The sequence below is a fragment of the Pseudoxanthomonas sp. P4_B2 genome, assembly GCF_056402315.1.
This window is the reverse complement of sequence record NZ_JBFUHQ010000004.1, coordinates 141565-166959: the sequence shown is the minus strand read 5'-3', so window position 1 is coordinate 166959 and position 25395 is coordinate 141565. Positions and strand designations below refer to the sequence as shown.

Sequence of the window (25395 nt, the reverse complement as noted above, 5' to 3'; positions counted from 1 at the left end):
GATGGGAGCATTTCTGGCGATGTGTTCAAGCAAAAAAGCTCGCGCCCGTGGGGCGCTCCTACCCATGGGCGTTAACAGTTACACTTCTCACACAGGGAATCGTGAGGGATACGAATGAGCGAAAACCGCAGCGCCCTGATCGTCGATGACGAGCGCGACATCCGCGAACTGTTGACTCTGACTCTGGGCCGCATGGGCCTGCGCATCGACACCGCCGCCAACCTGGGCGAGGCGCGCGAGCACCTGTCCCGCAATACCTACGACCTCTGCTTCACCGATATGAACTTGCCCGACGGCAACGGCATCGAGCTGGTCGGCGATATCAGCCGCTTATATCCACGCACGCCGGTGGCCATGATCACCGCCTTCGGCAACGTCGAGCTGGCGGTAGAGGCGCTCAAGGCCGGCGCCTTCGATTTCGTCAGCAAGCCTGTGGATATCAGCGTGCTGCGCGGCCTGGTCAAGCACGCGCTGGAACTCAACAATACCGAACGCGCGCCCGCGCCGCCTCCACCGCCGGAACAGGCCAGCCGCCTGCTCGGCAATTCAGCGCCGATGGGCGTGCTCCGCGACACCATCGCCAAGGTGGCCCGCAGCCAGGCACCGGTCTACATCCTGGGCGAATCGGGTGTGGGCAAGGAGCTAGTTGCCCGCACCATTCACGAGCAGGGCGCGCGCGCCGCAGGCCCGTTCGTGCCGGTCAATTGCGGCGCCATCCCAGCCGAGCTGATGGAAAGCGAGTTCTTCGGCCACAAGAAAGGCAGCTTCACCGGCGCCCATGCCGACAAACCCGGCCTGTTCCAGGCGGCCAACGGCGGCACCCTGTTCCTCGATGAGGTCGCAGAGTTGCCCTTGCCCATGCAGGTGAAACTGTTGCGCGCGATCCAGGAAAAGTCGGTGCGTCCGGTCGGTGCCTCCACTGAAGTGCCGGTTGATGTGCGCATCCTCTCGGCCACCCACAAGGATCTGGGCGACTTGGCTAACGATGGCCGCTTCCGCCACGACCTTTATTACCGCATTAATGTGATCGAGCTGCGCGTGCCGCCCCTGCGCGAGCGGACCGGTGACCTGCCGCAACTGACCGCCGCCATCCTGGCCCGGCTGGCCGGCACCCATGGCCGCAGCGCCCCGCAGCCGACCGCAGGCGCCATCGACGCCTTGGCGGGTTATGGCTTTCCCGGCAATGTGCGTGAACTGGAGAACATCCTGGAACGCGCTATGGCCATGGCCGATGGCGACCAGATCGATGCCGCCGACCTGCATCTGCCGCAGGGCAACGGTCATGGCGGTCGCGGCGCGCCGGTCGAAGTGCCTGCCCTGGCCGACGAGGCGCCGCTGGCCGGCATCGATCCGGGCGCAGGCGCGCTGCCCTCTTATATAGAGCAGTTGGAGCGGGCCGCGATCCAGAAGGCGCTGGAAGACAATCGTTGGAACAAGACCAAGGCGGCTGCACAGTTGGGCATCACCTTCCGGGCGCTGCGCTACAAGTTGAAGAAGCTGGGGATGGAATAACCTTGTTTGAATAAGCCGGCGGATCGCATCGAAGAATGTGACCGCCGTCGAGAATGGCCTGTTACCGGCCAGCAAAACCGACCCTTTGGGTCACTAACTGACGCAGAGAGTCACTTCGTCAGGGTATTGGAAGCTTGTTCCGGGGGAGAACGGAACCGGCGGCTCTTTTTGGATGTGCCAGCGGTCAGAACCTCGGTTTGGCACGTTTCCTGCGACATTCCCCAAGCACGTGGCACGTTTCACCACGGCGCCCACGGTCCATACCAGTTTTATGGGACACGGGGCTTGTGTCCCATACCAATCAAGCCAAACCTACCAAGGGGATTTATCCATGAAGAAGAACATGCAGGGCTTCACCCTCATCGAACTGATGATCGTTGTCGCCATCATCGCCATCCTGGCCGCCATCGCGCTGCCGGCTTACCGCGACTACACCATCAAGGCCAAGGTCACCAACGCCATCGGTTCGGTTGCCGGCGAGAAGATCAAGGTCGGTGAGAATATGGGCGCGGGTGAATCCAACGTGTGCACCGGCATCACAAAGACCAACGCTTGCTCCGGCAACGGCGTCCTGCTGGGTACCTACCAGGCCTACCAAGTGACCCTGACCCCGAACACCACGAACGGCCGCATCGAGTGGGCTTGCCGCGCGACCGCCGGTGCCAACATCAGCGTCAACAATATCCCGAAGCCTTGCACCCTGTAAGCTTCGGCTAGCAGCAACACAGTTCTTAGAAGACCCCGGCTTAGGCCGGGGTTTTTTTTATGCTTTACTGCCACGGTCAGAATTGGGGATACCCGCTTTGAATATCGCACCGCAAGCAAAGCTTGTCTGGTTAGTGCTGGCGCTGGCTAGCGTCGTCACAGTGCTGATGTATTGGACAGGTCTGCACGGTCCGTTTCTGCTGGACGACGAACCCAACTTGCGGTCCATTCCGGAGTGGCTGGACGGCAAACTAGGCCTTCACTCGCTTTTGTTCGAACGGGGCGCGGGAACTTTCGGCCGCCCTGTGTCCATGGCCAGCTTCGCACTCAACGCCTGGATCGGCGGCTACTCGCCGTTTCCGCTAAAACTCGGCAACCTGATTACGCACCTGCTATGCGGCCTTGCAATCTTTGCCTTCCTTCGCCTGCTGCTGCGCCGTGACCCGCTACTGCAGCCACGCGCATCGCTATACGCCGCCATCGTCGCCTCGCTGTGGCTGCTGCATCCATTGCACGCAAGTACCGTGCTGTACGTGGTGCAGCGCATGGCCCAACTTTCCACGCTCTTCATCCTGTTGGGGTTGACGCTCTATGTGGCGCTGCGCCAAAAGCTTGAAAACGGCCCGTCGGTAGCGGCGAGTACCGGCCTGCTCCTCGGCATACCGGTGATGACGGTCCTGGCTTTCCTTTCGAAAGAAAACGGACTTTTGCTACCACTCTTGTGCGCAGTGACCGAACTGGCGTATTTCAGCGGTACGCGGCGCCCAAGACCGGTATACGCCTTTCATTTCTTATACGTTGGACTGCCAATGCTGGCGGCAGCGGCTCTCTTTCTCCTGAGACCTCAGCGCATCCTCGCTGGTTACTCGGCCCGCGACTTCACTTTTGCTGAGCGCATGCTCAGCCAACCGCGCGCGCTCTGCGATTACATCTGGAAACTGGTAGTGCCCAACCCACCTCGCATGGGGGTGTATACCGATGACTTCATTGTATCCACGGGCTTGCTGGCTCCAAGCACCACCCTGATATCCCTGCTGGTGCTGTTGGCCATAACCATTTCCGCCTGGCATTGGCGCAAAGCTTTGCCAGGGCTGTTCTTCGGTTGGTTCTTTTTCCTGGCAGCGCATGCGCTTGAGGCCGGCCCTATTCCACTTGAGTTGTATTTCGAGCACCGCAACTATCTCCCCTCAGTGGGAATCCTGGTGGCGTTGGTGACGCTTGCGCTGGCGATTGGTGGGGCACTGGCAGGTGTAGGCATGCGGCCCGGCCGCATCGGAGTGGTACTCACGGTGGGCATGTGCGCCGTCCTGGCGTTCGGCACACATGGCCGCGCCGAGGTGTGGCGCAGCGAACGACTGATCGCTGAATCCAGCCTGCTTGCACATCCCCACTCCCTTCGCGCGAACACCGCTGTCATGTCTTCCTCTATCCGCGACGGCGACCGGGAAAACGCCAACGAGGCCGTCGAGCGCCTGATCACCTCACCCACGGCGCGCCATCGTTCATTGGGGCGGTCCTTCCGGCTCCTGCTCGAATGCCAATTCGACCACAAGGGACGCCCGGAGGATCTCCAAGCCTTCGTGGACCAGTCGCCCTTGCCGCTGACACTGGCCGAAGCGCAGCCCTTCAACCTCATCTACTTCGTCACTGCGGAGCAAGGCTGCGGCGAAGTTACAGATCCGATGATAGGCGAGGCACTGGCCCGCCTTGCAGACCGAGCTCGCGCCTATCCGGACAACAACGTTATAAAGATTCGCCTTCGCTATCAGTCCGCCAGCTTCTTGGTGCGTGCGCAGCAATGGCCGGCCGCCCTGACGCAGGCAAAGCTGGCATGGCAACCGAACTCCGACCCACCAGTCTCACTGCCACTGGTACTCGCGCAGTTGCATATGAACGACATTCAAGGCGCGGAACAAACCTTGCACGATGTCGAATCACGCGCTGATGCCTCCAATGCCGAGGAGCAAGGGGCGATTGGCTGGATACGCAAACAGATCGATTCCGCCAGCGCAACGCTACCGCCCAAGAGCTAACGAGCGACGGCAGGCTGAACCTCCTCCGAAGAACGCTGGTACGCACGACCTTACGCAATGACCGCTGGAATTGGTATGAAGAAGATCAGAACGCCTTCAGACTTGGCCATCAACGGGGCTCCTCAAGCGCTTTCCGAGCCCCTGCACGTTGGACGACCCAATATCGGTAACCGGGAAGCATTCCTGCGTCTCACCGAACGAATCCTGGATAGCCATTGGCTCACCAATAACGGACCGATGGTTCAGGAATTCGAGCAGCGGGTTGCTGAGCGGCTGGGGGTCAAGCATTGCGTTGCCATGTGCAATGGGACGATCGCCTTGGAGATCGCAATCCGGGCCTTGGGGCTGGAGGGCGAAGTCATTGTTCCCTCATGGACGTTCATTGCCACCGCCCATTCGCTTTATTGGCAGGGAATTACGCCGGTCTTCGCCGACATAGATTCAAAAACCCATAACCTGGATCCGGACGCCGTTCGGAGAATGATCACGCCGCGCACCAGCGGCATCATCGGTGTTCACCTTTGGGGTCGTGCCGCACCGATCGAGGAACTACAATCGATCGCGGACGAGCACGGGTTGAAACTCATGTTCGACGCTGCGCATGCCTTCGGAAGTACGTTTAAGCGACAGACCATCGGGCGGTTCGGCGCATGTGAAGTCTTGAGCTTTCACGCAACAAAAGTCTTCAACACAATGGAAGGCGGCGCCGTCGTCACAGACGACGACGAACTCGCCGAGGCCATGAAGCTGATGCGTAATTTCGGGTTCAAGGGGTATGACAACGTGATCCATCCCGGAACCAATGGAAAAATGGTCGAGGTGTGCGCTGCTATGGGTCTTGCCAACCTGGATACGCTCGACGACATGATCGCCACCAACAAGCGCAATCACTCCGCCTATCGTGAAGCGCTGTCGGCCCTGCCGGGCATCAGCATCATCGATTACGGCTCCGGCGAGCTCAACAGCCATCACTATGTGGTGGCGGAGGTTCAAGGCGCCTCGACGCGACGCGACGCGATCATCGCTGCGCTGCAGGCAGAGAACGTCCTGGCGCGAAAGTATTTCTGGCCAGGATGCCACAAGATGAAGCCTTACAATGAGTTGTACCCGCACGCCCACTTCACACTGGCCAATACAGAAGCAGTCGCGCAACGGGTGGTCGTCCTTCCGAATGGCGATTCGGTTAACCCTGCCCATATCCAGCTGATTGCCTCGGTCATGGCGCAGTTCCCGATCGAGTGACATGAAAATGCCGTCCCAGCCATACCCCGACACGGCACAGGAATTCGAAAACCTGCTGATTTTCGGTGCGGGCGGTTCCGGTCGCGAAGTCGCTTGGCTTGCGTCGCAGGCGTGGGGGAAGCGCGTGCAAGTCCAATTCGTGGTGGACAAGCCCGAGTTTCTGTCAACAGATGTGAACGGAATCCGCGTCGCCTTGTTCGATGACATAGGTCGATCAGAGGCCACGCGCTACGTGGTGGCCATCGGCGATCCCGCGCACAGGCGCAGGATCGTAACTCTCTTTGAACGTACGCTGCTGCCTGCGGCAACCATCGTCCATCCTCGCGTGGAAATGTCGGATTCGGTGCTCTTGGGACAAGGGACGATCGTGTGTGCCGGCACCGTGCTGACAACGAACATCCACATCGGTAACCACGTCCAGGTCAACGTAGGCTGCACGATCAGCCATGACGCCGTCATCGGCGACTTCACCACCCTTTCGCCCGGCGTCCATGTGGCTGGCCATGTTCAGTTGGGCAGTGGTGTCTTCATCGGTATCGGGGCCAGCATCATCAATGGGCGCAGCGGAAAACCCCTGGTCATTGGCGATGGTGCGATTATCGCTGCCGGCGCATGCGTGACCGATGACGTACCTGCAGGCGTCATGGTCGCCGGTGTACCGGCGGTCAAGAAGCGCTGATCCAGACTCAAGACGCGCACAGATGACAGAGTCCAAGATTCGTGCAGCCAGCGCCGCGTTATGGAGCACGGTCGAGATTGCGGCGCGCTACGGCGCGCAGTTCGTCGTCATGGTCGTACTTGCAAGAATGCTGTCGCCTGAAGACTTCGGCTTGGCCGCAATACTCCTGATCTTCACCAGCTTGGGCATGTTGCTTGTGGATGGCGGCTTCGGCACCGCGCTTATCCAGCGTCAGCGAGTCAGTCGCGATGACGAAACCACGGTCTTCCTGTTCAACGTCGGTGCGGGGATTCTGGGCGCAGCCGCGTTGTTCATGCTTGCGCCCGTCATCGCGCGCTTCTTCGAACAGGAACGACTACTGGACCTGACCCGGCTGATGGCGATCGTCCTGCCCCTCGGTGCGCTGGCGGCCGTTCCCGATGCATTGCTCGCCATGAACCTGGATTTCAAAGCGCGTGCGCGAGCCGAAGCTGTCGCCTCGGTCGTGTCTGGTGCAATCGCGATCTTATTGGCGTGGCGAGGCTTTGGCGTCTGGAGTCTTGCTTGGCATTCCATCACCGGAGTCTTCGTCCGCGCGCTCTTGCTATGGGGATTCTCGGGTTGGAGGCCACGCGGACGGTACTCGTCCGAATCTTTCCGCAACCTTTTCGGCTTCGGCGGCTACATGCTGGCGTCCGGATTGCTCAATACCATCGCGGTACGTATGCAGTCCCTGCTGATCGGCAAGCTCTTCGATCCACGCGACCTGGGCTACTACACCTTGGCCCAGAACACCCAGCAGGCTCCAACCTCGCTGGTAGGCAGCCTCCTCAACCGCATAGGGTTGCCTATTTTCTCAACCATTGCGCAGGATCGGGCTAAACTCCAGTCGGCCATGCGCAACGCCATGCGCATGAGCATGTTCCTGTTCTTCCCTTGCATGATAGGTGTTGCGCTAACTGCCGCACCACTCATCGACCTGGTTTATGGAGCACGGTGGGCGCCCTCCGCTCCGATACTCAGTGTCCTCGCGCTCGCCGCGGCAATGTGGCCCATGCACGTCCTCAACATCTCGGTCATCGGCGCCCAAGGAAAATCGAACCTGTTGCTTCGCCTAGAACTATTCAAGCAGGTGGCGGCTATCTTGCTGCTCCTGGTGTCGGCGCGATGGGGAATCATGGCGATCGCGTGGTCCGTATTCGCCAGCAGCCTATTCGCGTTGGCCGTGAACACCCACTACTGCCGCAAGTTGCTTGGATATGGCGTTCTCGCGCAGATCTCCGACCAGATCCCGACTTTCCTACTCGCAGGGGCGGCGGCGATTCCTGGTTGGGCCGTACTTCATTGGACAGCGCCTGGCTCAGGGACCATGTTCCTAGCCATCCTCCTGGCCGCGATAACCTATCTTTCGCTGGCCGCATTGACGCGAAATTCCGCTCTCTCTGGCGTACTCTCCATGATCCGGGCACTACGTTCATCATGACCCCGACACTCCAGACCACGCGCTTCACATATCAGCCCGGGATGCCGTGAATCGATCGCGCGATGAGTATCTCAACCTCCACTCCACGTCAGTTTTCTATCTGCGACGAGCAGGCCATGGAGCAGCGTCCGGTGCTCAGCGTCCTCATCCTGGCCTACAACCATGCTGCGTACCTCGCGAATGCGATCGAGGGCGTACTGGCCCAACAAGTGAACTTTCCGATGGAGGTTCTCATCGGTGAGGATTGCTCTACCGATTCGACCCGCGAAATCGCGCTACGGTACCAGCAGTCTCATCCTGGTCTGATCAAGATCATCACCGCCGACAGAAACGTGGGCTTGCTGGCGAACTGGCAGCGATTGATAGCGGCAAGCAGAGGCGAATACCTCGCCCACCTCGACGGCGACGACTATTGGTTGCCGGGAAAACTCGCGATCCAGGTCGAATACCTTGCAGCACATCCCGAATGCGCCGCGGTCTACACCGGCGCAATAACAGTCGACGATGCGGGCCGAATGACCGGCTTCTTCAACGATATCGGGACGGCCACTTTCGACATTGCAGCCGCGCTACGCCGGGGCAACTTTCTCAATTTGAGCTCGATGGTTTTCAGGGCGAAGTTGAAGCCTCTGCTGCTGGAATTGGACGAGGTGTTCATCGACTATCGTGCCCACCTCCGGTTGGCGCGAGCCGGCTTGCTGGTACAACTCGGGGACCGGCTGGCCGCGTATAGGGTGAACGCTACCGGTTCAATGACCACGACTTCGAACGAACTCGTGCGCAGGCTCTATTGGGAAGCGATTATGGACGTCCCAGCCGGGCTCGTTGGGAAGGCTGACCTCGCTGCAGGCTTGGCTGATTTTCTGAGGCGCGTCGCCTCGCGCGCGATCAGGCAAAGACGCTGGGACCTGCTGCGTCTCTGGGCCCCAAAGATCTATGCCGCATCCCCCTACGGAATCGTCAGGACGACACTACTTGCCTTTGGTTCCGCCACTCGCGCGACCGCACTGGCGTTGCATGATCGACTCTTTCGGCGCAAAGGAAGTCGAGCGCTCCACCGCCGTTGAATGTCACGTGCAGCCAACATTCTCTCAGGTCGGCGCCCTATCTCCAATGTGTTGCCCCGCTGGCGCACGTGCCATCAAGCAATCCTCCACCACGGCATCTCCCTTTGAATTCTGAAGGAATTCTTCATAGAACAGGCGCGATCTCCGCGCCATCGCCGCCCTTCTGCCCGGATCAGCGGCAAGGCTGACCAGCTCGGCAGCGAGCGCGTCTGAATCCATGGGTCTGACACCGGAGAAAGGGGCCTGTCCGAAATCCGCCGTTGCCGCCCGCAGCCATTCCGTCCACCCAGTGACGACCGCTCGTCCAACAGACGCATAGCTATAGATCTTGTAGGGGCAGACGCGCTGCGCCTTGTCGCCACCACCGAAGACCCCCAAGCAGATATCGGCACCTGCAATCGCGCTGGCGAGCTCAGTAGAACTCATCCATGCGCGCGTCCAAGCGAGATTGTTCAGCCCCCCTGCCATTGCAGCTTCGATCTTCGGCGCTTCCTGCCCATCACCGATAATCGTGAATCGAATTTCCGGGTGTCCTTTGAGTAGTTTTACTGCTCCAAGGATCGCCTCCAATCCATGCAACGGAACGAGGGTGCCAATGAAAAGCACGTGGCAAACCCGGGCTCCAGGCTCGTATGGAACGAACTGATAGTCGATTTCGTTAGTCGCGAGCGGAGCCGAAACAAACTTCGCCAGCGGAAGCGAAAATAGCCTCGAATAGAATTCCGCATTGCTGCTCGTGTCAACTACAACGCAGTCGGCTACAGCATAAGCCCGCTTCTCGATGCTTAGCAGAAGGCGGGAAAAAAGGGAGTCTGCGCGCACCAGCCTGCGATCGTTGACCACGGTGTCGTACAGGGAAATGAACGCATCGGCCACGATGCGCCGGGGCCGCCACGGGCGTGGGAACAAGGAGTATGCCCACAGGATTGGAACTGCAGGATATGTCACATAGACCCTGGGAGCGGGAGGGAAAGAGAACAAATGGAACAAGACCCTCGCATGTACGTAACTGAATCTCGCCAGCGCCTTGAACAGTGACTTCGCGAACTTGACGCCGCCATCGCTCTCCGGAAGGAGTGGAAAGACACGCTCTGTCGCGTCGAATCGATCGGCCAACGCGGGAAGTCGGTACTTGGTATTCGGGTATCCTTCCGACGCGGTGTGAACGCCGATAATCTTCAGCGCGGGCTTCCTCCCGTCTGTTGGATGCGGAGGCTGCTTCATGGTGCCCTCTTCGCGAAGGCATCTCTGAAACCCCTAACGAAAGCCTGCAACTTCGCCTTCTTGTCGCGCTCGAAGATGACGGTCCCCACAATCTCCGCAAACAGGCGAAAAGACTGCCTGGCCGCCCACGCCGGATGGCGAAGCCCTTGCTCAGCTATCGTGGTCACTGCATTTCTAACGATGAAGTATTTTCTCATTGGCGAGTGATGTGATGACAATGCACGGCCCAGCCTGAGGAAGCCCCCTTTTCCGCCGATACTGTGCTGCATGAGCTGCGCATCGGTGATAAACACGCGCGCTCCATGATTCTTCGCCCTCAAGCAGAACTCATGATCGACCGAATCAATGAAATAATCCTCACGAAATCCACCGATTTCCTTGGTGAAATCGAGCGGAAAAAGCATCCCTGAAGTGATGAGCGTCGTCATCGGCGAAACGGCTGAAGCCGCCTGCGGCGACCTGACCCTGTGCTTGGGGCGAGCCCGATGGACATCTTCGTAATTCGCACCGATGAGAACTTTACCGCCTCCGGCAACCTCCGCCGCTTCGACCAGTGTCGGCAGAAGCGTCGGTGATGCCACGCTATCCTGGTCAAAACTCACCGCCCACGTGTATCCAGCCTCAATCGCGCGATCGACGCCGATATTCAGTGCCGTACCGATTCCAAAATTTGCAGAATTGCTGACGAGGGACAAGTTGCGATCGGAGAGCGCAGCCAGGAAACGTCCGATCGGAGTCGACGAGGCATTGTCGATCACGAAGACTTCGGGAAATTGCTCCAGCAAAAGCTCGAGACGCTCTGAAAACTTGGTGTCAGGATTGAAGGAAACAACGATCGCGCACACGTCCTTCGTCGACAGCGGCCGGGGCGAAGTCATCCGCACGGAAACACCTTCCACACTGGGCTCAGGTGTCCCGGCGGTAGTTCAACGCCGTGATCTGCTCTGAGATCAATCCGATAAGGAAGATAATCACGGCAGCGCTCAGCAGCAGCGCGCTCATGTTGGTGAAACGATGCTGAGTAATGAACGTGAACACGTAATAGGCTAGCCCCAGCCCAAAGAACGCACCGCTGATTGGTGCGAACAACTTCAACGGCGAATACAGCGTGGCGATCTTGAAGATGATCAAAAGGAATCGCACACCGTCGCGCAGAGGACGGAGATGGCTATTGCCGATGCGCTTTGCTACGGGAATGGGTTCGTAAGCCACCCCATAGGCGCTGCGGAAGAAGGCCATGGTGCTGGTGGTGGGGTAGGAGAATCCATTGGGCAGCAAATGCAGGAACTCGCGGAACTTGTCGGCGCGCACCGCGCGGAACCCCGAAGTCAGATCCTTGACCTGCGAACCGGTCATGCGCGTGGCCAGCCAGTTGTAGAAGGCGTTCGCGGCACCGCGGCTCACGCCCGCCTGGCCCGACCAGTTGCGCGCACCGACCACCATGTCGTAGCCCTGCTCCAGTCGCGCCAGCAACTTCGGAATGCAGGCGGGATCGTGCTGGCCATCGGCGTCCATGAACACGATTACCTCGCCCGAGGCCGCGCGCGCGCCGCGCTTGATCGCCGCACCGTTACCCATCGAGTAAGGCGCAACCAGCACCGTGGCGCCATGCTCCGCGGCAACGGCGGCGGTTTCATCGGTGGAACCATCGTCCACGACGATGATCTGGGCATCGGGCACTTGCCGGCGCAAGGCAGGCAAGGTGCGGCGCAGTCCCTCGGCCTCGTTCTTGGCAGGCAGGACAATGCTGAGACTGGACAATGCTTTTCCCCGGAGCACCCTGTGAGGGGACATGGTAGCCGCTAACCGGCCACGGATTCACCCGGCAGTCCGCCGGCCCTGGAACGAATGCATGTACATCCAATGTTGGCAACAGCCAGAAGACGACTGTCTGATCCTGTTCAATTTGGACCCAATGCGTCAGTTCTCTGCTTCGCGGGCATGAAGCGGGGTGAGGGTCGCGAAAGCGAACTGCCGTGGACCCTACACTTCAGCAAGCCCCGAAAACATGTTAAACGTGGCATGGTTCTTGCTCGCATTTACTCCATGGCGAGCGCGCCAAAATAGGCTCTAGACAGGAAGATTCATGAACGCTGTAGTCGCCAACAACGTCAATCTGGTCGGTATCACCGGCATCGCCCGACGTCTGGTGCAGGACGGCTCGATGGACGAAGCGACGGCCCGCAACGCCATGGCCGAGGCCGCCAGCGCCAAGCTGCCTTTGGCCCAGTGGATCTCCAACAAGCGACTGGTGACCTCCCCGCAGCTGGCCGCAGCCAATGCCATCGAATTCGGCATGCCGCTGCTGGATGTCACTGCCTTCGATCCTGGCCAGAGCGCAATCAAACTGGTCAGCGACGAACTACTGCAAAAACACCAAGTCCTGCCCCTTTTCAAGCGCGGCAATCGCCTGTTCGTGGGCGTATCCGACCCGACCAAGACTCACGCGCTGGACGAAATCAAGTTCCACACCAACCTGGTAGTCGAGCCGATCCTGGTCGATGACGAGTCCTTGCGGCGCGCGCTGGAGCAGTGGGGCAACACATCGGATTCGATGACCGGTTTCGGCGACGACGACGAAGGCCTGGACAATCTGGAAATCGGCACCGACGAGGACATGAATCAGTCCGACAGCGGTATCGACGCCAAGGGCGATGACACCCCGGTAGTGAAGTTCGTCAACAAGGTACTGATTGACGCAATCAAAAAGGGCGCGTCGGACATCCACTTCGAACCTTACGAAAACGACTATCGCGTGCGCCTGCGCATCGACGGCATTCTCAAGCAGGTAGCCAAGGCACCGGTGAAACTGAACCCGCGCATCGCCGCGCGCCTGAAGGTCATGGCCCAGTTGGACATCGCCGAGAAGCGCGTGCCCCAGGACGGCCGCATCAAATTGAACCTGAGCAAGACCAAGCAGATCGACTTCCGCATGAGCACCCTGCCCACGCTGTTCGGCGAGAAGATCGTGCTGCGTATCCTGGACGGCAGCGCGGCCAAGCTGGGCATCGAGAAGCTGGGCTATGAGGACGACCAGCGCGACCTGTTCGTGAACGCGGTGCAGAAGCCCTACGGCATGGTCCTGGTCACCGGCCCCACCGGCAGCGGCAAGACTGTGTCGCTGTACACGGCCCTGAACATCCTCAACGACGACGTGCGCAACATCAGCACGGTCGAAGACCCGGTGGAAATCCGCGTACCCGGCATCAACCAGGTGCAGATGAACGTGAAGCGCGGCATGACCTTCGCCGCCGCTCTGCGCAGTTTCCTGCGCCAAGACCCGGACGTGATCATGGTCGGCGAAATCCGCGACCTGGAAACCGCCGAGATCGGCATCAAGGCCGCGCAGACCGGCCACATGGTGCTCAGCACCCTGCACACCAACGATGCGCCGCAGACCATCGCCCGCTTGATGAACATGGGCATCGCGCCGTACAACATCACCAGTTCGGTGACCCTGGTCATCGCCCAGCGCCTGGCCCGGCGCCTGTGCAACAACTGCAAACGCAAGGTCGACCTGCCCGAACATGCCCTGCTGGCCGAAGGTTTTACCGAAGAAGAGATCCAAACCGGCTTCACTGTATACGAGGCCGTGGGCTGCGACGAATGCACGAGCGGCTACAAGGGCCGCAGCGGCATCTACCAGGTCATGCCCATGAGCGATGCCATCGCCGCGATCGTACTGGAGGGCGGCAACGCGATTCAGATCGCGGAAGCCGCCAAAAAGGCCGGCGTGCGCGACTTGCGCCAATCCGCCCTGATGAAGGTACGCCACGGCGTGACCAGTCTGGCCGAGATCAACCGCGTAACCAAAGACTGACCGCTGTAGGAGCGGGCCCCCACCGTAGAGAGCCAGGGCAAACCCGCCCCTACGGGTTTTGTAAACCCGGCAAGCCGTCACAGTGGCAAATACCCCTGAACGCGGGAAAACGCTACCATGCGGTCATCATTGCCCGGCGTGGGGATGCCGGATATAGGGGATAAGAAATGGCCGTAACCCGTAGCGCTGCAAAGAAATCGGTAGTGGTGGATCGCGCCACCAGCCAGATGTCGCTGTTCGTCTGGGAAGGCTCCGACAAGCGCGGCGTCAAGATGAAGGGCGAACAGCAGTCCAAAAGCGCCAACCTGCTGCGAGCCGAACTGCGCCGCCAGGGCATTAACCCTACCGTAGTCAAACCCAAGCCGAAGCCGTTGTTCGGCGCGGCTGGCAAGCCCATCACCGCCAAGGAGATCGCCTTCTTCAGTCGCCAGCTGGCGACGATGATGAAATCCGGCGTGCCGATCGTGCAGTCGCTGGAAATCATCGGCGACGGCCACAAGAACGCGCGAATGAAGAAGATGGTCGGCGACATGCGTGCCGACATCGAAGGCGGCTCCTCACTCTACGAAGCCGTCCTGAAGCATCCGGTGCAGTTCGACGAGTTGTATCGCAACCTGGTGCGCGCGGGCGAAGGCGCCGGTGTGCTGGAAGAAGTGCTGGCGACCATCGCCGACTACAAGGAAAACCTGGAAGCACTGAAGGGCAAGATCAAGAAAGCCCTGTTCTATCCGGCCATGACCATCGCTGTGGCGATCATCGTCAGTGGCATCCTGCTGGTGTTCGTGGTGCCGCAGTTCGAGGAAACCTTCAAGAGCTTCGGTGCGGATCTGCCGGCGTTCACCCAGTTGATCGTCAATGCCTCGCGCTTTCTTGTTTCGTGGTGGTTGCCGATTCTGATCTTCATAGCCGGGTCCATCGGCGCATTCATCTTCTTCAAGAAGCGCTCGCTGGCGCTGCAGCACTTCCTCGACCGCATGATCCTGAAAGTGCCGGTAGTAGGCGAAATCATGCACAACTCGGCTATCGCGCGTTTCGCACGCACGCTGGCGGTGACCTTCAAGGCGGGCGTGCCGCTAGTGGAAGCGCTGGAGACCGTGGCGGGCGCCACCGGCAACACGGTGTACGAGAAGGCAGTGTTCCGCGTACGCGAAGACGTGGCCGTGGGTTATCCGGTCAACATGGCGCTGAAGCAGACCAACCTGTTTCCGCACATGGTCATCCAGATGACCGCCATCGGCGAAGAGGCCGGCGCGCTGGACGCCATGCTGTTCAAAGTGGCCGAGTACTACGAGCAGGAAGTGAACAACGCGGTGGACGCACTGGCCAGCCTGATCGAACCGATGATCATGGTAGTGATCGGCATCCTGGTCGGCGGCATGGTGATCGGCATGTACCTGCCCATCTTCAAGCTGGCGATGACGATCAGCTGACTGCATGGCATTCCTGGATCAGAACCCCGCGCTGGGGTATCCCCTCGCGGCCGGCCTGGGCCTGCTGGTAGGCAGTTTTCTCAACGTGGTGATCCTGCGTCTGCCGCGGCGGCTGGAATGGCAATGGAAGCGCGACGCGACCGAGATCCTGGAGCAGCCGGAGATCTACGACCCGCCGCCGCCGGGCATCGTGATCGAGCCCTCCCACTGCCCGCATTGCAAGCACAAGCTGTCGTGGTACGAGAACATCCCGGTGTTCAGCTGGCTGGTGCTTCGCGGTAAATGCCGCCATTGCCATGCGCCGATCTCGGCCCAGTACCCAGCGGTCGAACTGCTGACCGGTCTGCTGGCGGTGGCCTCGGTCTGGCACTTCGGCTTCGGCTGGCAGGGCTTCGGCGCCATCGTCCTGACCTGCTTCCTGATTGCGCTGTCCGGCATCGATCTGCGCACCCAACTGCTGCCCGACCAGCTGACCTTGCCGCTGATGTGGCTGGGGCTGATCGCCAGCCTGGACAACCTGTACATGCCGGCCAAGCCGGCGGTGCTGGGTGCCATCGCCGGTTACGTTTCGCTATGGACGGTGTGGTGGCTGTTCAAGCAACTGACCGGCAAGGAAGGCATGGGTCACGGCGATTTCAAGTTGTTGGCCGCGCTGGGCGCCTGGGTGGGCCTGAGCGGCATCCTTCCCATCATCCTGCTGTCGTCGGTCGTCGGAGCCATCATCGGCTCGGTGTGGCTGGTCATGAAAGGCCGCGACCGCGCCACACCCATTCCGTTCGGCCCGTACCTGGCCATCGCAGGCTGGATCGTGTTCTTCTGGGGCAAACAGATGGTCGACGCCTACATGAAATTCTCCGGCCTCAAATAGCCGTAGGAGCGCCCCATGGGCGCGAGCTTTTTGACACACCCCATCCAACGTAGGGAAGAGCTCGCGCCCATGGGGCGCTCCTACCCATAATGGGCGTATGAGCGACTATCTCATCGGACTCACCGGCGGCATCGCCTCGGGCAAAAGCGCGCTGGAGCGGGAATTCGTCGCGCGCGGGATATTCGTCGCCGATGCCGACCTGATCGCGCGCCAGATCGTGGAGCCGGGCCAACCGGCGCTGGGCGCGGTAGTGCTTCATTTCGGCGCCTCGGTGCTGACAACGGACGGGCGGCTGGACCGCGCGGGTTTACGCGCGCTGGTGTTCGACAACGAGCCGGCACGGCGTGCGCTGGAAGCGATCCTGCACCCGATCATCCGTGCGCAGTTGCAGCAGCAATGCCGCGCCGCCGCCAGTGCGTACGCCATCGCCGCGATCCCGCTGCTGACCGAAGGCGGCGGCCGCAAAGCCTATCCGTGGCTGGATCGGATCCTGGTGGTGGATGCCCTGCCCGCCACGCAGAAAGCGCGCCTGAAGCAGCGCGACGGCATCGACGGCGTCCTGGCCGAAAAGATGATCGCCGCCCAGGCGACGCGCTCCCAGCGGATGGCCATCGCCGACGATATCGTGGTCAACGATGGCGACCTCTCGCACCTGCGCGCAGCCGTCGAAGAACTCGACGCCCGCTATCGCGCATTAGCCAAATAGCCGTAGGAGCGCCCCATGGGCGCGAGCTTTTGACGTCATCGCGCAAATCAGGGAAGAGCTCGCGCCCATGGGGCGCTCCTACAGCCAGGTTGCGTTCCAGAAGGGATAGTCGCCCAGTCGGGTGACCAGACCTGCACGCAATGGGTTGGCTACGAGATAACGGGCAACGACCAGAAGTTGTTCTTCGTCGCGTAATGCATGTTCGTGATAAGCCTTACCCCATATGGCTCCTCTCCGTTGGAGAATCCGGTTGGCGTTGCGGGCGCTAGCGCATTTCAATCGCGTCACTAGGGAGGGCAACGAATCATGCTCGCCAAGCTGCAAAAGCCAATGCGCATGATCCGGCATCAATACCCAGGCCAGCATTGTCGAGTCTTTCAAGCAGTCTTTATCGTGATGGCAGCGGGCTGCGGCGCAGGCTGCTTCGAAATGCCGGAATAGGGGATTTCTATCCTTCGTCGCTACGGTGACGAGATAAATCTGCTGTGGGGCCGAGCAACGTGAACGCCGCAACGCGGCATGTCCATTGCCATATGGAGTCTTCGCAGTCATTCACTATCGTGTCCCTGGCCTTGAATCATTCGCTATCAGCAATAACAGGCATGGGAAGTAAGAATTCACCCCGTCTGCAGCCTCACACGGAGCCAATTTCCACGTAGGAGCGCCCCATGGGCGCGAGCTCTTTCCTGCCGACAAGCGAACAAGCAAAAAGCTCGCGCCCATGGGGCGCTCCTACCTATCTTTTGGCCAGAGGGAGCGGATGGCGGCGATGCCCTGGGCGCCGTGCTGGCGCGCTTCCCGCAGATCGGCCGGCGAGAGGCCGCCGATGGCGTAAATCGGCAGCGAGACCGATTCACGGAGCTTAGCGAAGCCTTCCCAACCCAAAGGATTCGCCTCCGGATGGGTGGTGGTCGGCAGCACGCTGCCGAGCACGGCGAAGTCGCAGCCCAGGGCTTGGGCCAGTTGCAACGATTCGGCGGAATGGCAGGAGGCAGCGACAGGCAGGTTTTCCGAAAGGGGGCGCGAAGAAAGGCCGGCCAGCTGCGAAGAGCGCAGATGCACACCGATGCCCAACTCCAGCGCCAGATCGATATCGCCGTTGACCAGCGCTTCGACACCGGCCTTGCGACAGAGCGCCGCTCCGGCGGCAGCAAGTTCACGCCAGCGCGGTTGCAGATCGATCGATCGCGCGCGCAGCTGTACGCGCCTTAGGCCGGAGGCCAGCGCGGTGGAAAGAGAAGCGAGCCAGACGGCATCGTCATCGCCAGGCTCGGGGGTGACCAGATAGCGATCCGGTTGCAGCAGCGCGGCCACCACCGGCCGATCGGCGGGCGGCATGGGATACAGGGTGAGCTTCTCGGGCGCGACCCAGGCCAGCGCCTGGCCTTCGACGCCTCGCGGAATGCCTTGCCACGCGGTCACCTGGCGCACGTCCAGGCACAGGCGCTTGTCCGGATATTGCTGCGGCACGCTGATCAACGGTGCGCCCACCTGCACGGTGATGCCGAGTTCTTCCTGCAATTCGCGGATCAGCGCGTGCTCCAGCGATTCGCCCGATTCGCGCTTGCCACCCGGGAACTCCCACAGGCCGGCCAGGTCGCGTCCGTCGGTACGGCGCGCAAGCAGGATGCGGCCGCGCACGTCGGTGATGACCGCGGCGGCGACATGGATGAAACGCAAAGGGGAGTGCATGACCCGAAGCTTGCCGGGAATGGTGCGGGGAACGCAAATGACAAGGGCGCCTTTCGGCGCCCCTGCCGTACTACTCCGGCGCTGCTTCAGCTCAACTGGCCGTGGCAGTGCTTGAACTTCTTGCCGCTGCCGCACGGACAGGGATCGTTGCGACCGACCTTGGGGCCGTCGCGGGTAATCGGAGAGAAGCCCAACTGCGCGGCCTGGACATCGGCGGCTTCCTCATCGGCGCCGTAGCCGCCCGCTTCCTGGTGCTGGAACTGCAGCTGCTGCTCGCGAGCGGCGGCCACGCGGCGTTCTTCGGCTTCCAATGCGGCGACTTCCTCTTCGCTGCGGATGCGCACGCGCGCCAGAATGGTGACGACTTCGCGCTTGACCTTCTCCAGCATGTCGGAGAAAAGCTCGAACGCTTCCTTCTTGTACTCCTGCTTCGGCTGCTTCTGCGCGTAGCCGCGCAGATGGATGCCCTGGCGCAGGTAATCCATGCTGGCCAGATGCTCCTTCCAGTTCTTGTCGAGCACGGTCAGCATGATGTGCTTCTCGAGCGATCGCATGGTTTCCGGGCCCAATTGCGCTTCCTTCTCGTCGAAGTGCGCGGCCATGGCCTCTTGTACGCGCTGGGCGATGCGTTCGGCGTCCAGCTCCTCGGCTTCCTGCGGCCAGCGGGTGACCGGCAACGGCAGACCCGCCTCCACCGCCAGCTCCTGCTCCAGACCTTGCAGATCCCATTGCTCGTCCACCGAATTGGGCGGCACGAACTTGGCGACCATATCCTCGACCACGTCGCCGCGGATGCCTTCGATATTGTCCTTCACCGACTCGGCGTCCAGCAGTTCGTCGCGCTGGTTGTAGATCACCTTGCGCTGGTCGTTGTTGACGTCGTCGAAGTCCAGCAGGTTCTTGCGGATATCGAAGTTGTGCGCTTCCACTTTGCGCTGCGCCTTTTCGATCTGGCGGCTGACCAGACGATCCTCGATGACGTCGTCTTCCTTCATGCCGATCAGCTTCATCGCCTTCTGCACCCAGTCGGAGGCGAAGATGCGCATCAGATTGTCTTCGAGCGATAGATAGAAACGCGAGGAACCCGGATCGCCCTGACGGCCGGAACGGCCGCGCAACTGGTTGTCGATGCGGCGCGATTCGTGGCGTTCGGTGCCGACGATATGCAGGCCGCCAGCTGCCTTCACCTGGTCGTGGCGGGCCTGCCAGTCCGCCCTGACCTTCGCGCGGTCGGCGTCGGTCGCGTCTTCGGGAAGGTGCTCGAGCGCCGCTTCCAGCGAACCGCCCAACACGATGTCGGTACCACGACCGGCCATGTTGGTGGCGATGGTGATGGCACCCGGCATGCCGGCGTTGGCGACGATCTGCGCTTCGCGTTCGTGCTGCTTGGCGTTGAGCACTTCGTGCGGCACGCCGGCTTTGCGCAGGTGCTCGGACAGCAGTTCGGAAGTCTCGATCGAGGTGGTGCCCACCAGTGCCGGCTGGCCGCGCGCGTAGCAATCCTGGATATCGGCCAGCACCGCGTTGAACTTGCCGTTGCGGTTGAGGAACACCTGATCGGACGAATCCTTGCGCACGGTCGGGCGGTTGGTCGGAATGACGATCACTTCCAGGCCGTAGATGCTCTGGAATTCGTAGGCTTCGGTATCGGCCGTGCCGGTCATGCCGGACAGCTTCTTGTACATGCGGAACAGATTCTGGAAGGTGATGCTGGCCAGGGTCTGGTTCTCGCGCTGGACCGGTACGCCTTCCTTTGCCTCGACCGCCTGATGCAGGCCGTCGGACCAGCGGCGGCCGGTGAGCGTGCGGCCGGTGAATTCGTCGACGATCACCACTTCGCCGTCGCGCACGATGTAATCCACATCGCGTTGATAGATGGCGTTGGCGCGCATCGCCGCGTTGAGGTGATGCACGACGCTGAGGTTGTTGGCGCCGTACAGGCTGTCTTCTTCGTCCTTCAGGATGCCCGCTTCGCGCAGCAGCTCTTCGGCGTGCTGCATGCCCGCCTCGGACAGATGCACCTGCTTGCCTTTCTCGTCGACCCAGAAGTCGCCCTCGCCTTCCTCGGTTTCCTGCTTGATCAGCTTGGGTACGATGCGGTTGACGCGGATGTACAGCTCCGGCGATTCGTCGGCGGGGCCGGAAATGATCAGCGGGGTGCGTGCTTCGTCGATCAGGATCGAGTCCACTTCGTCGACGATGGCGTAGTGCAGGCCGCGCTGGTAGCGGTCGTCGCGCGACATCGCCATGTTGTCGCGCAGGTAGTCGAAACCGAATTCGTTGTTGGTGCCGTAGGTGATGTCGCTCGCATACGCTTCGCGCTTGTCCGAATGCGGCATGCCGGGATAGACCACTCCCACGGTCAGGCCCAGCCAGCCGTACACCTTGCCCATCCATGCCGCGTCGCGGCGCGCCAGGTAATCGTTCACGGTGATGACGTGGACGCCCTTGCCTTCCAGCGCGTTCAAGTACACGGGCAGCGTGGCGACCAAGGTCTTGCCTTCGCCGGTACGCATCTCGGCGATTTTGCCCAGATGCAGCACCATGCCGCCGATCAGCTGCACGTCGTAATGACGCATGCCCAGCACGCGGCGCGAGGCTTCGCGGCACACGGCGAAGGCTTCGGGCAGAACCTTGTCCAGCGATTCGCCGTCGGCGATGCGCTTTTGGAACTCCGGGGTCTTGGCCTTCAGGGCCTCGTCGGAGAGCTTTTCCAGCTCCGGTTCAAGCGCATTGATCTTGGTGACGCTACGTTGGAGTTGCTTGAGCAGGCGTTCGTTGCGACTACCAAAGACACGGGTAAGCAGGCTGTTGATCATGTAGGGAACCGGAGTTGAAAGGAGCGTCGGGCGCAATCGGCGGCTCGGAGCCCGCTTCCTGCCGCCCAAAACGAAACAGGGCGCAATGCGCCCTGTTGGCAACACACCATTGTAGCTTGGGGCGGACCCTGGGGAATCAAGCAGCGGGTTCAGCCGCGCTTGACCTGTCCTACCGGGGTCGGGCCTTCGCCCAGGAACTTGCGCGGATTGACGACTCGGCCGTTTTCCCAGACTTCGAAATGCACGTGTGCGCCAGTGGAACGGCCGGTGGAGCCGGCCTTGGCGATCTCCTGGCCCACGCGCACCAAGTCGCCCACCCGCACTACCAGCCGCGAGTTATGCGCATAACGGGTCACGTAGCCGTTGCCGTGGTCCACATCGACCACGTTACCGTAACCGCTCTTGACGCCGGCGAAGCTGACCACGCCGTCGGCCACGCTCAGCACCGGATCGCCCACGTCGGCTTCGAAGTCGATGCCCTTGTGATATTGGCTGCCGCCACCCAGTGGGTCCGCACGGCCACCGAAACCGGAGGTGATGTAGCTATTGGCGATCGGCATGCGCGAAGGCATGGCGTTCTTGTCCAGCTCGCGGTTGAACAACAGCGCTTCCAGCACCGACAGCTGCTTGCCGGAAGCGGCGAACTGACGTTCCAGCTGAGTCACGCCGATGTTCAGCGCCTTGGGCTCCATGTCGAAGGTCTGGTCGTTGCCGCCGACACCGACCGGCTTGTCGAAGTCGAATTCGCCGTCCTGCAACTGACCGACGCGGGTCAGGCGTTCGCCCAACGCATTGAGCCGGTTGGCCTGGGCCTGCAGCTCGCCCAGGCGCGCGGCCATGGCGTTGACTTCCTGCTGGGCGCCGCGGCGGACCCGCTCAAGCTCTACCTGCTGCTTGTCGGCCTTAGCCTGCAGCAGCGAGACCTGGGTCATGCCGGCGACACTGCGGCCGCCAAAACCCAGCAGAAGGCCTGCGGCGAGCAGAATGCCGACGCTGGCGAGTGGGCGGGAGTACATGAAGACACGGGCCTGATGGGACTTGCTGGCCAAAAGATGGGCCATGCCGACGCGTGAATTGTTTACGATGGATTGAAAGGTCATAGATACCGATGTCTGATTCGAAGTCCCAACCGCGTCGCGCTTCATCCCCACAGCCCGCCTTGCAGGCTGCGATGTCGGATGCCGCCACCGACCCGGTGCGCAGAGCCTTGTGGCTCGACGCGCTGGAACAGCAACTTCGCCCCTGTCTACCGCCTGCCCTGGCCCCACACTGCAAACTGGGGAACGTGACCGGCGGAAAACTCGTTTTTATTGTCGATTCCCCCGTGTGGCACGCCAAATTGCGACTTGCCGCACCCGAATTGATCAACTTGGCCCGATCCATCGGGTTTGCAGCCACCGAAGTGGTTGCGAAGACTACAACCGCCCCTTTCCAGCGGCCTGAGCCGGCCGGACTTGCGGTGAAACCCATGTCGGAAGCTTCGCGCAATGCGCTCAAAGCCGCCTTGGCATCCCTGGACGATCCGAACTCCGCCGGATCCAATGAGGGCAAGGACCCCACTCCTGAACACCGGGGCGGCCGGGCCAAACGTTGAATCCGGCGCGCACAGGCCGAAGCATGGTACCCAGCAAAGGCAATGCGTTCGTTATCGAATAGTTAAATTATTGTGAATTCGTGGCCAGCGAACGTTGCCGGTTCACAGTTCCGGCCAAATCGGCCCGTCCGCCGGTGGCGGGTGTTCAGACAGCTAGTACGGGGCTGCCGTAAATCACGGGCGCAGGGCTGGCCGAGGCCTCGAAAGTCACTTCTTCCCAAGCCGAACGTTCGACCATCAGGGCCCGCACCAACTTATTGTTGAGCGCATGGCCGGACTTGAAGCCTTCGTATGCGCCCAGGATGGGGTGCCCAGCCAGGTAAAGGTCGCCGATGGCGTCCAGGATCTTGTGGCGCACGAATTCGTCGGCGTAGCGCAGGCCGTCGTCGTTGAGCACGCGGAATTCGTCCAGCACGATGGCGTTGTCCATCGATCCGCCCAAGCCCAGGTTGCGCTCACGCATGTATTCCAGGTCGCGCATGAAACCGAAGGTGCGCGCGCGCGCGACTTCCTTGGTATAGGCGGCGGTAGAGAAATCGATCTCCGCGCGCGACTGCGAAGCGGGGATCATCGGATGATCGAACTCCACGGTGAAGCCGACCTTGAAGCCGTCGTACGGCACGAAGCGCGCGATCTTGTCGCCGTCGCGCACTTCCACCGGGTGCAGGATGCGCAGGAAACGCTTGGCCGCGTTCTGTTCGACCACACCGGCGGACTGCAACAGGAACACGAAGGGACCGGCGGAGCCGTCCATGATCGGCAGCTCGGCCGAAGACAGTTCCACATAAGCGTTGTCGACGCCCAAGCCGGCCATTGCCGACATCAGGTGCTCGACAGTCATCACCTTGGCGCCATCGCGACTCAGGCCGGTGCACAGGGTGGTCTCGCTAACCAGCTCGGCGTTGGCGGGAATCTCCACCACAGGGTCCAGATCGACGCGGCGAAACACGATGCCGTTGTCCACTGGAGCAGGACGCAGGGTCATGTAGACCTTTTCCCCACTGTGCAACCCCACGCCCGTGGCGCGGATCACATTCTTGAGGGTGCGCTGCTGGGTCATGAGGGCGAGGCTGAAGCGAGTGTCGAACAGTCGGCGAGAATAGCACGCAGGTGCCTGAATCCTAACGAAAGAATCGATCTGTCCCACACCTGAAACAATGCCCGGCGGCGGGGCTCAGGGACAAAAAGCTGCCGGGCCGGACAAGCCCGGCAGCGAAGGGACAGGACAGTCTTCCATCGCGGACGCCCTAAGGTGTCCGCGACCAACTCCTTGCTTCCCTCTCCCCATTAGGAGAGAGGGCTTGAATCAGTCCGCCTGGCGGCGCAGGAAAGCCGGGATATCCAGGTAATCGCCCGGCAGGTCGGCGGTCGCCGGAGCGGCGGCCGGCAGGGAAGCCGGTTCGGCGCTGCCGCGACGCAGGCCCAGCCCGCTGACCGCATTGGCCACCGGATCCATCATGGCGTTGGCGTCATAAGCCATGCCCGTGGTGGCGTCGCGGACCAGCTTGATCGGCGCGCGCATCGGTTCGCGCAGGCTGTTGCTTTCGCCACGGCCCAGCGGCTGGCGTACGGCGGCGGTGCGGTTCAGGCCGGTGGCGACCACGGTGACGCGGACTTCGTCCTGCATGTCCGGGTCCAGCACGGTGCCCAGGACCACGGTGGCGTCCTCGGCGGCGAAGCCTTCGATGGTGCGGCCCACTTCGTCGAACTCGGCCATGGTGAAATCCGGGCCAGCAGTGATATTGACCAGGATGCCGTTGGCGCCGGACAGATTGACGTCGTCCAGCAGCGGATTCTGGATCGCCGCCTCGGCCGCCGCCTGCGCGCGGTCGTCGCCGCGGGCAGAACCGGTACCCATCATGGCCAGGCCCATTTCGCTCATCACGGTACGCACGTCGGCGAAGTCGACGTTGATCAGGCCCGGACGCACGATCAGGTCGGCGATGCCCTGCACGGCGCCCAGCAGCACGTCGTTGGCGGCACGGAACGCCTGGATCATGGTCGCATTGCGGCCCAGCACGGTAATGAGCTTCTCGTTGGGAATGGTGATCAGCGAATCGCAGTGGTGGCTGAGCTCTTCGATGCCCTTCAGCGCGACCTGCATGCGGCGGCGGCCTTCGAACGGGAAAGGCTTGGTGACCACGGCCACAGTCAGGATGCCCATCTCCTTGGCGAGCTGCGCCACGACCGGTGCGGCGCCGGTGCCGGTGCCGCCGCCCATGCCGGCGGTGATGAACACCATGTCGGCGCCTTCCAGCGCGGCGATGATGCGCTCGCGATCTTCCAATGCCGCTTGCCGACCAACCTCCGGATTGGCGCCTGCGCCCAGACCCTTGGTGACGTTGCCGCCCAGCTGCAACTGAGTCTTGGCGCCGCAGTTGTTGATGGCCTGCGAGTCGGTGTTGGCGGTGACGAATTCAACGCCTTCCACGCTGCTGCTGACCATGTGCGCGACCGCGTTGCCGCCGCCGCCGCCGACGCCGATGACTTTAATCACCGCATTCGGAGCCATTCTTTCAACCAGTTCGAAATGTGCCATGTC

At 61.4% G+C, this 25395-nt stretch carries 21 protein-coding genes; 12 read left to right on the top strand and 9 right to left on the bottom strand.

The window, feature by feature from the left end:
- The first annotated feature begins 114 nt into the window (after positions 1–114).
- The 7 genes from AC1DTQ_RS11940 (at position 115) to AC1DTQ_RS11910 (ending at position 8700) form a co-directional block, all read left to right on the top strand.
- A complete protein-coding gene (locus AC1DTQ_RS11940; RefSeq protein WP_477849856.1) occupies positions 115–1512 on the top strand; it encodes a sigma-54-dependent transcriptional regulator in 1398 nt (465 codons plus the stop codon).
- 331 nt (positions 1513–1843) lie between these two features.
- Positions 1844–2218, top strand: coding sequence for a pilin (locus AC1DTQ_RS11935; protein WP_477849855.1), 375 nt, complete (start codon positions 1844–1846; stop codon positions 2216–2218).
- Positions 2219–2315: 97 nt separating this feature from the next.
- Positions 2316–4250, top strand: coding sequence for a hypothetical protein (locus AC1DTQ_RS11930; protein ID WP_477849854.1), 1935 nt, complete (start codon positions 2316–2318; stop codon positions 4248–4250).
- A gap of 75 nt (positions 4251–4325) precedes the next feature.
- A complete protein-coding gene (locus tag AC1DTQ_RS11925) occupies positions 4326–5492 on the top strand; it encodes a DegT/DnrJ/EryC1/StrS family aminotransferase (RefSeq protein WP_477849853.1) in 1167 nt (388 codons plus the stop codon).
- Position 5493: 1 nt separating this feature from the next.
- Complete coding sequence (locus AC1DTQ_RS11920) at positions 5494–6171, top strand: acetyltransferase (protein ID WP_477849852.1); 678 nt, start codon at positions 5494–5496, stop codon at positions 6169–6171.
- Positions 6116–7633, top strand: a complete 1518-nt coding sequence (locus AC1DTQ_RS11915) for a lipopolysaccharide biosynthesis protein (RefSeq protein WP_477849851.1) — start codon at positions 6116–6118, stop codon at positions 7631–7633. The genes AC1DTQ_RS11920 and AC1DTQ_RS11915 overlap by 56 nt, the downstream gene beginning before the upstream one ends.
- Before the next feature lie 62 nt (positions 7634–7695).
- Complete coding sequence (locus tag AC1DTQ_RS11910; RefSeq protein WP_477849850.1) at positions 7696–8700, top strand: glycosyltransferase; 1005 nt, start codon at positions 7696–7698, stop codon at positions 8698–8700.
- Positions 8701–8724: 24 nt separating this feature from the next.
- Here AC1DTQ_RS11910 and AC1DTQ_RS11905 read toward each other — a convergent pair whose 3' ends face one another.
- From AC1DTQ_RS11905 to AC1DTQ_RS11895, 3 genes are read right to left on the bottom strand one after another with little or no spacing between them, the layout of a single operon-like run.
- On the bottom strand, positions 8725–9924 hold the full coding sequence (locus AC1DTQ_RS11905) for a glycosyltransferase (RefSeq protein ID WP_477849849.1): 1200 nt from the start codon (positions 9922–9924) through the stop codon (positions 8725–8727).
- Complete coding sequence (locus tag AC1DTQ_RS11900) at positions 9921–10823, bottom strand: glycosyltransferase family 2 protein (protein ID WP_477849848.1); 903 nt, start codon at positions 10821–10823, stop codon at positions 9921–9923. The genes AC1DTQ_RS11905 and AC1DTQ_RS11900 overlap by 4 nt, the downstream gene beginning before the upstream one ends.
- 7 nt (positions 10824–10830) lie before the next feature.
- On the bottom strand, positions 10831–11685 hold the full coding sequence (locus AC1DTQ_RS11895) for a glycosyltransferase family 2 protein (protein WP_477849847.1): 855 nt from the start codon (positions 11683–11685) through the stop codon (positions 10831–10833).
- Between the two features lie 325 nt (positions 11686–12010).
- Here AC1DTQ_RS11895 and pilB point away from each other — a divergent pair, with 325 nt between their 5' ends.
- The 4 genes from pilB (at position 12011) to coaE (ending at position 16748) form a co-directional block, all read left to right on the top strand.
- Positions 12011–13744 (top strand): type IV-A pilus assembly ATPase PilB, encoded by a 1734-nt coding sequence (gene pilB / locus AC1DTQ_RS11890; RefSeq protein ID WP_477849845.1) that lies wholly within the window; start codon positions 12011–12013, stop codon positions 13742–13744.
- 167 nt (positions 13745–13911) lie between these two features.
- Positions 13912–15174, top strand: a complete 1263-nt coding sequence (locus tag AC1DTQ_RS11885) for a type II secretion system F family protein (RefSeq protein ID WP_477849844.1) — start codon at positions 13912–13914, stop codon at positions 15172–15174.
- A gap of 4 nt (positions 15175–15178) precedes the next feature.
- Positions 15179–16042, top strand: coding sequence for a prepilin peptidase (locus AC1DTQ_RS11880; RefSeq protein ID WP_477849842.1), 864 nt, complete (start codon positions 15179–15181; stop codon positions 16040–16042).
- A gap of 97 nt (positions 16043–16139) precedes the next feature.
- A complete protein-coding gene (gene coaE, locus AC1DTQ_RS11875) occupies positions 16140–16748 on the top strand; it encodes a dephospho-CoA kinase (RefSeq protein WP_477849840.1) in 609 nt (202 codons plus the stop codon).
- Between the two features lie 78 nt (positions 16749–16826).
- Here coaE and AC1DTQ_RS11870 read toward each other — a convergent pair whose 3' ends face one another.
- The 4 genes from AC1DTQ_RS11870 to AC1DTQ_RS11855 all read right to left on the bottom strand — a co-directional run bounded on the left by AC1DTQ_RS11870 (position 16827) and on the right by AC1DTQ_RS11855 (position 22359).
- A complete protein-coding gene (locus tag AC1DTQ_RS11870) occupies positions 16827–17300 on the bottom strand; it encodes an REP-associated tyrosine transposase (protein WP_477849838.1) in 474 nt (157 codons plus the stop codon).
- Positions 17301–17480: 180 nt separating this feature from the next.
- Positions 17481–18440, bottom strand: a complete 960-nt coding sequence (locus tag AC1DTQ_RS11865) for a Nudix family hydrolase (RefSeq protein ID WP_477849837.1) — start codon at positions 18438–18440, stop codon at positions 17481–17483.
- A gap of 86 nt (positions 18441–18526) precedes the next feature.
- Positions 18527–21259: a preprotein translocase subunit SecA gene (gene secA / locus AC1DTQ_RS11860; RefSeq protein ID WP_477849836.1), complete on the bottom strand. Its 2733-nt coding sequence runs from the start codon at positions 21257–21259 to the stop codon at positions 18527–18529.
- A gap of 149 nt (positions 21260–21408) precedes the next feature.
- A complete protein-coding gene (locus tag AC1DTQ_RS11855; RefSeq protein ID WP_477849835.1) occupies positions 21409–22359 on the bottom strand; it encodes a M23 family metallopeptidase in 951 nt (316 codons plus the stop codon).
- 8 nt (positions 22360–22367) lie between these two features.
- Here AC1DTQ_RS11855 and AC1DTQ_RS11850 point away from each other — a divergent pair, with 8 nt between their 5' ends.
- Positions 22368–22853, top strand: a complete 486-nt coding sequence (locus AC1DTQ_RS11850) for a DciA family protein (protein WP_477849834.1) — start codon at positions 22368–22370, stop codon at positions 22851–22853.
- Between the two features lie 145 nt (positions 22854–22998).
- Here AC1DTQ_RS11850 and lpxC read toward each other — a convergent pair whose 3' ends face one another.
- Positions 22999–23913, bottom strand: a complete 915-nt coding sequence (gene lpxC / locus AC1DTQ_RS11845; protein ID WP_477849833.1) for a UDP-3-O-acyl-N-acetylglucosamine deacetylase — start codon at positions 23911–23913, stop codon at positions 22999–23001.
- A gap of 246 nt (positions 23914–24159) precedes the next feature.
- Positions 24160–25392, bottom strand: coding sequence for a cell division protein FtsZ (ftsZ, locus tag AC1DTQ_RS11840; RefSeq protein ID WP_310096010.1), 1233 nt, complete (start codon positions 25390–25392; stop codon positions 24160–24162).
- Between the last annotated feature and the right edge of the window lie 3 nt (positions 25393–25395).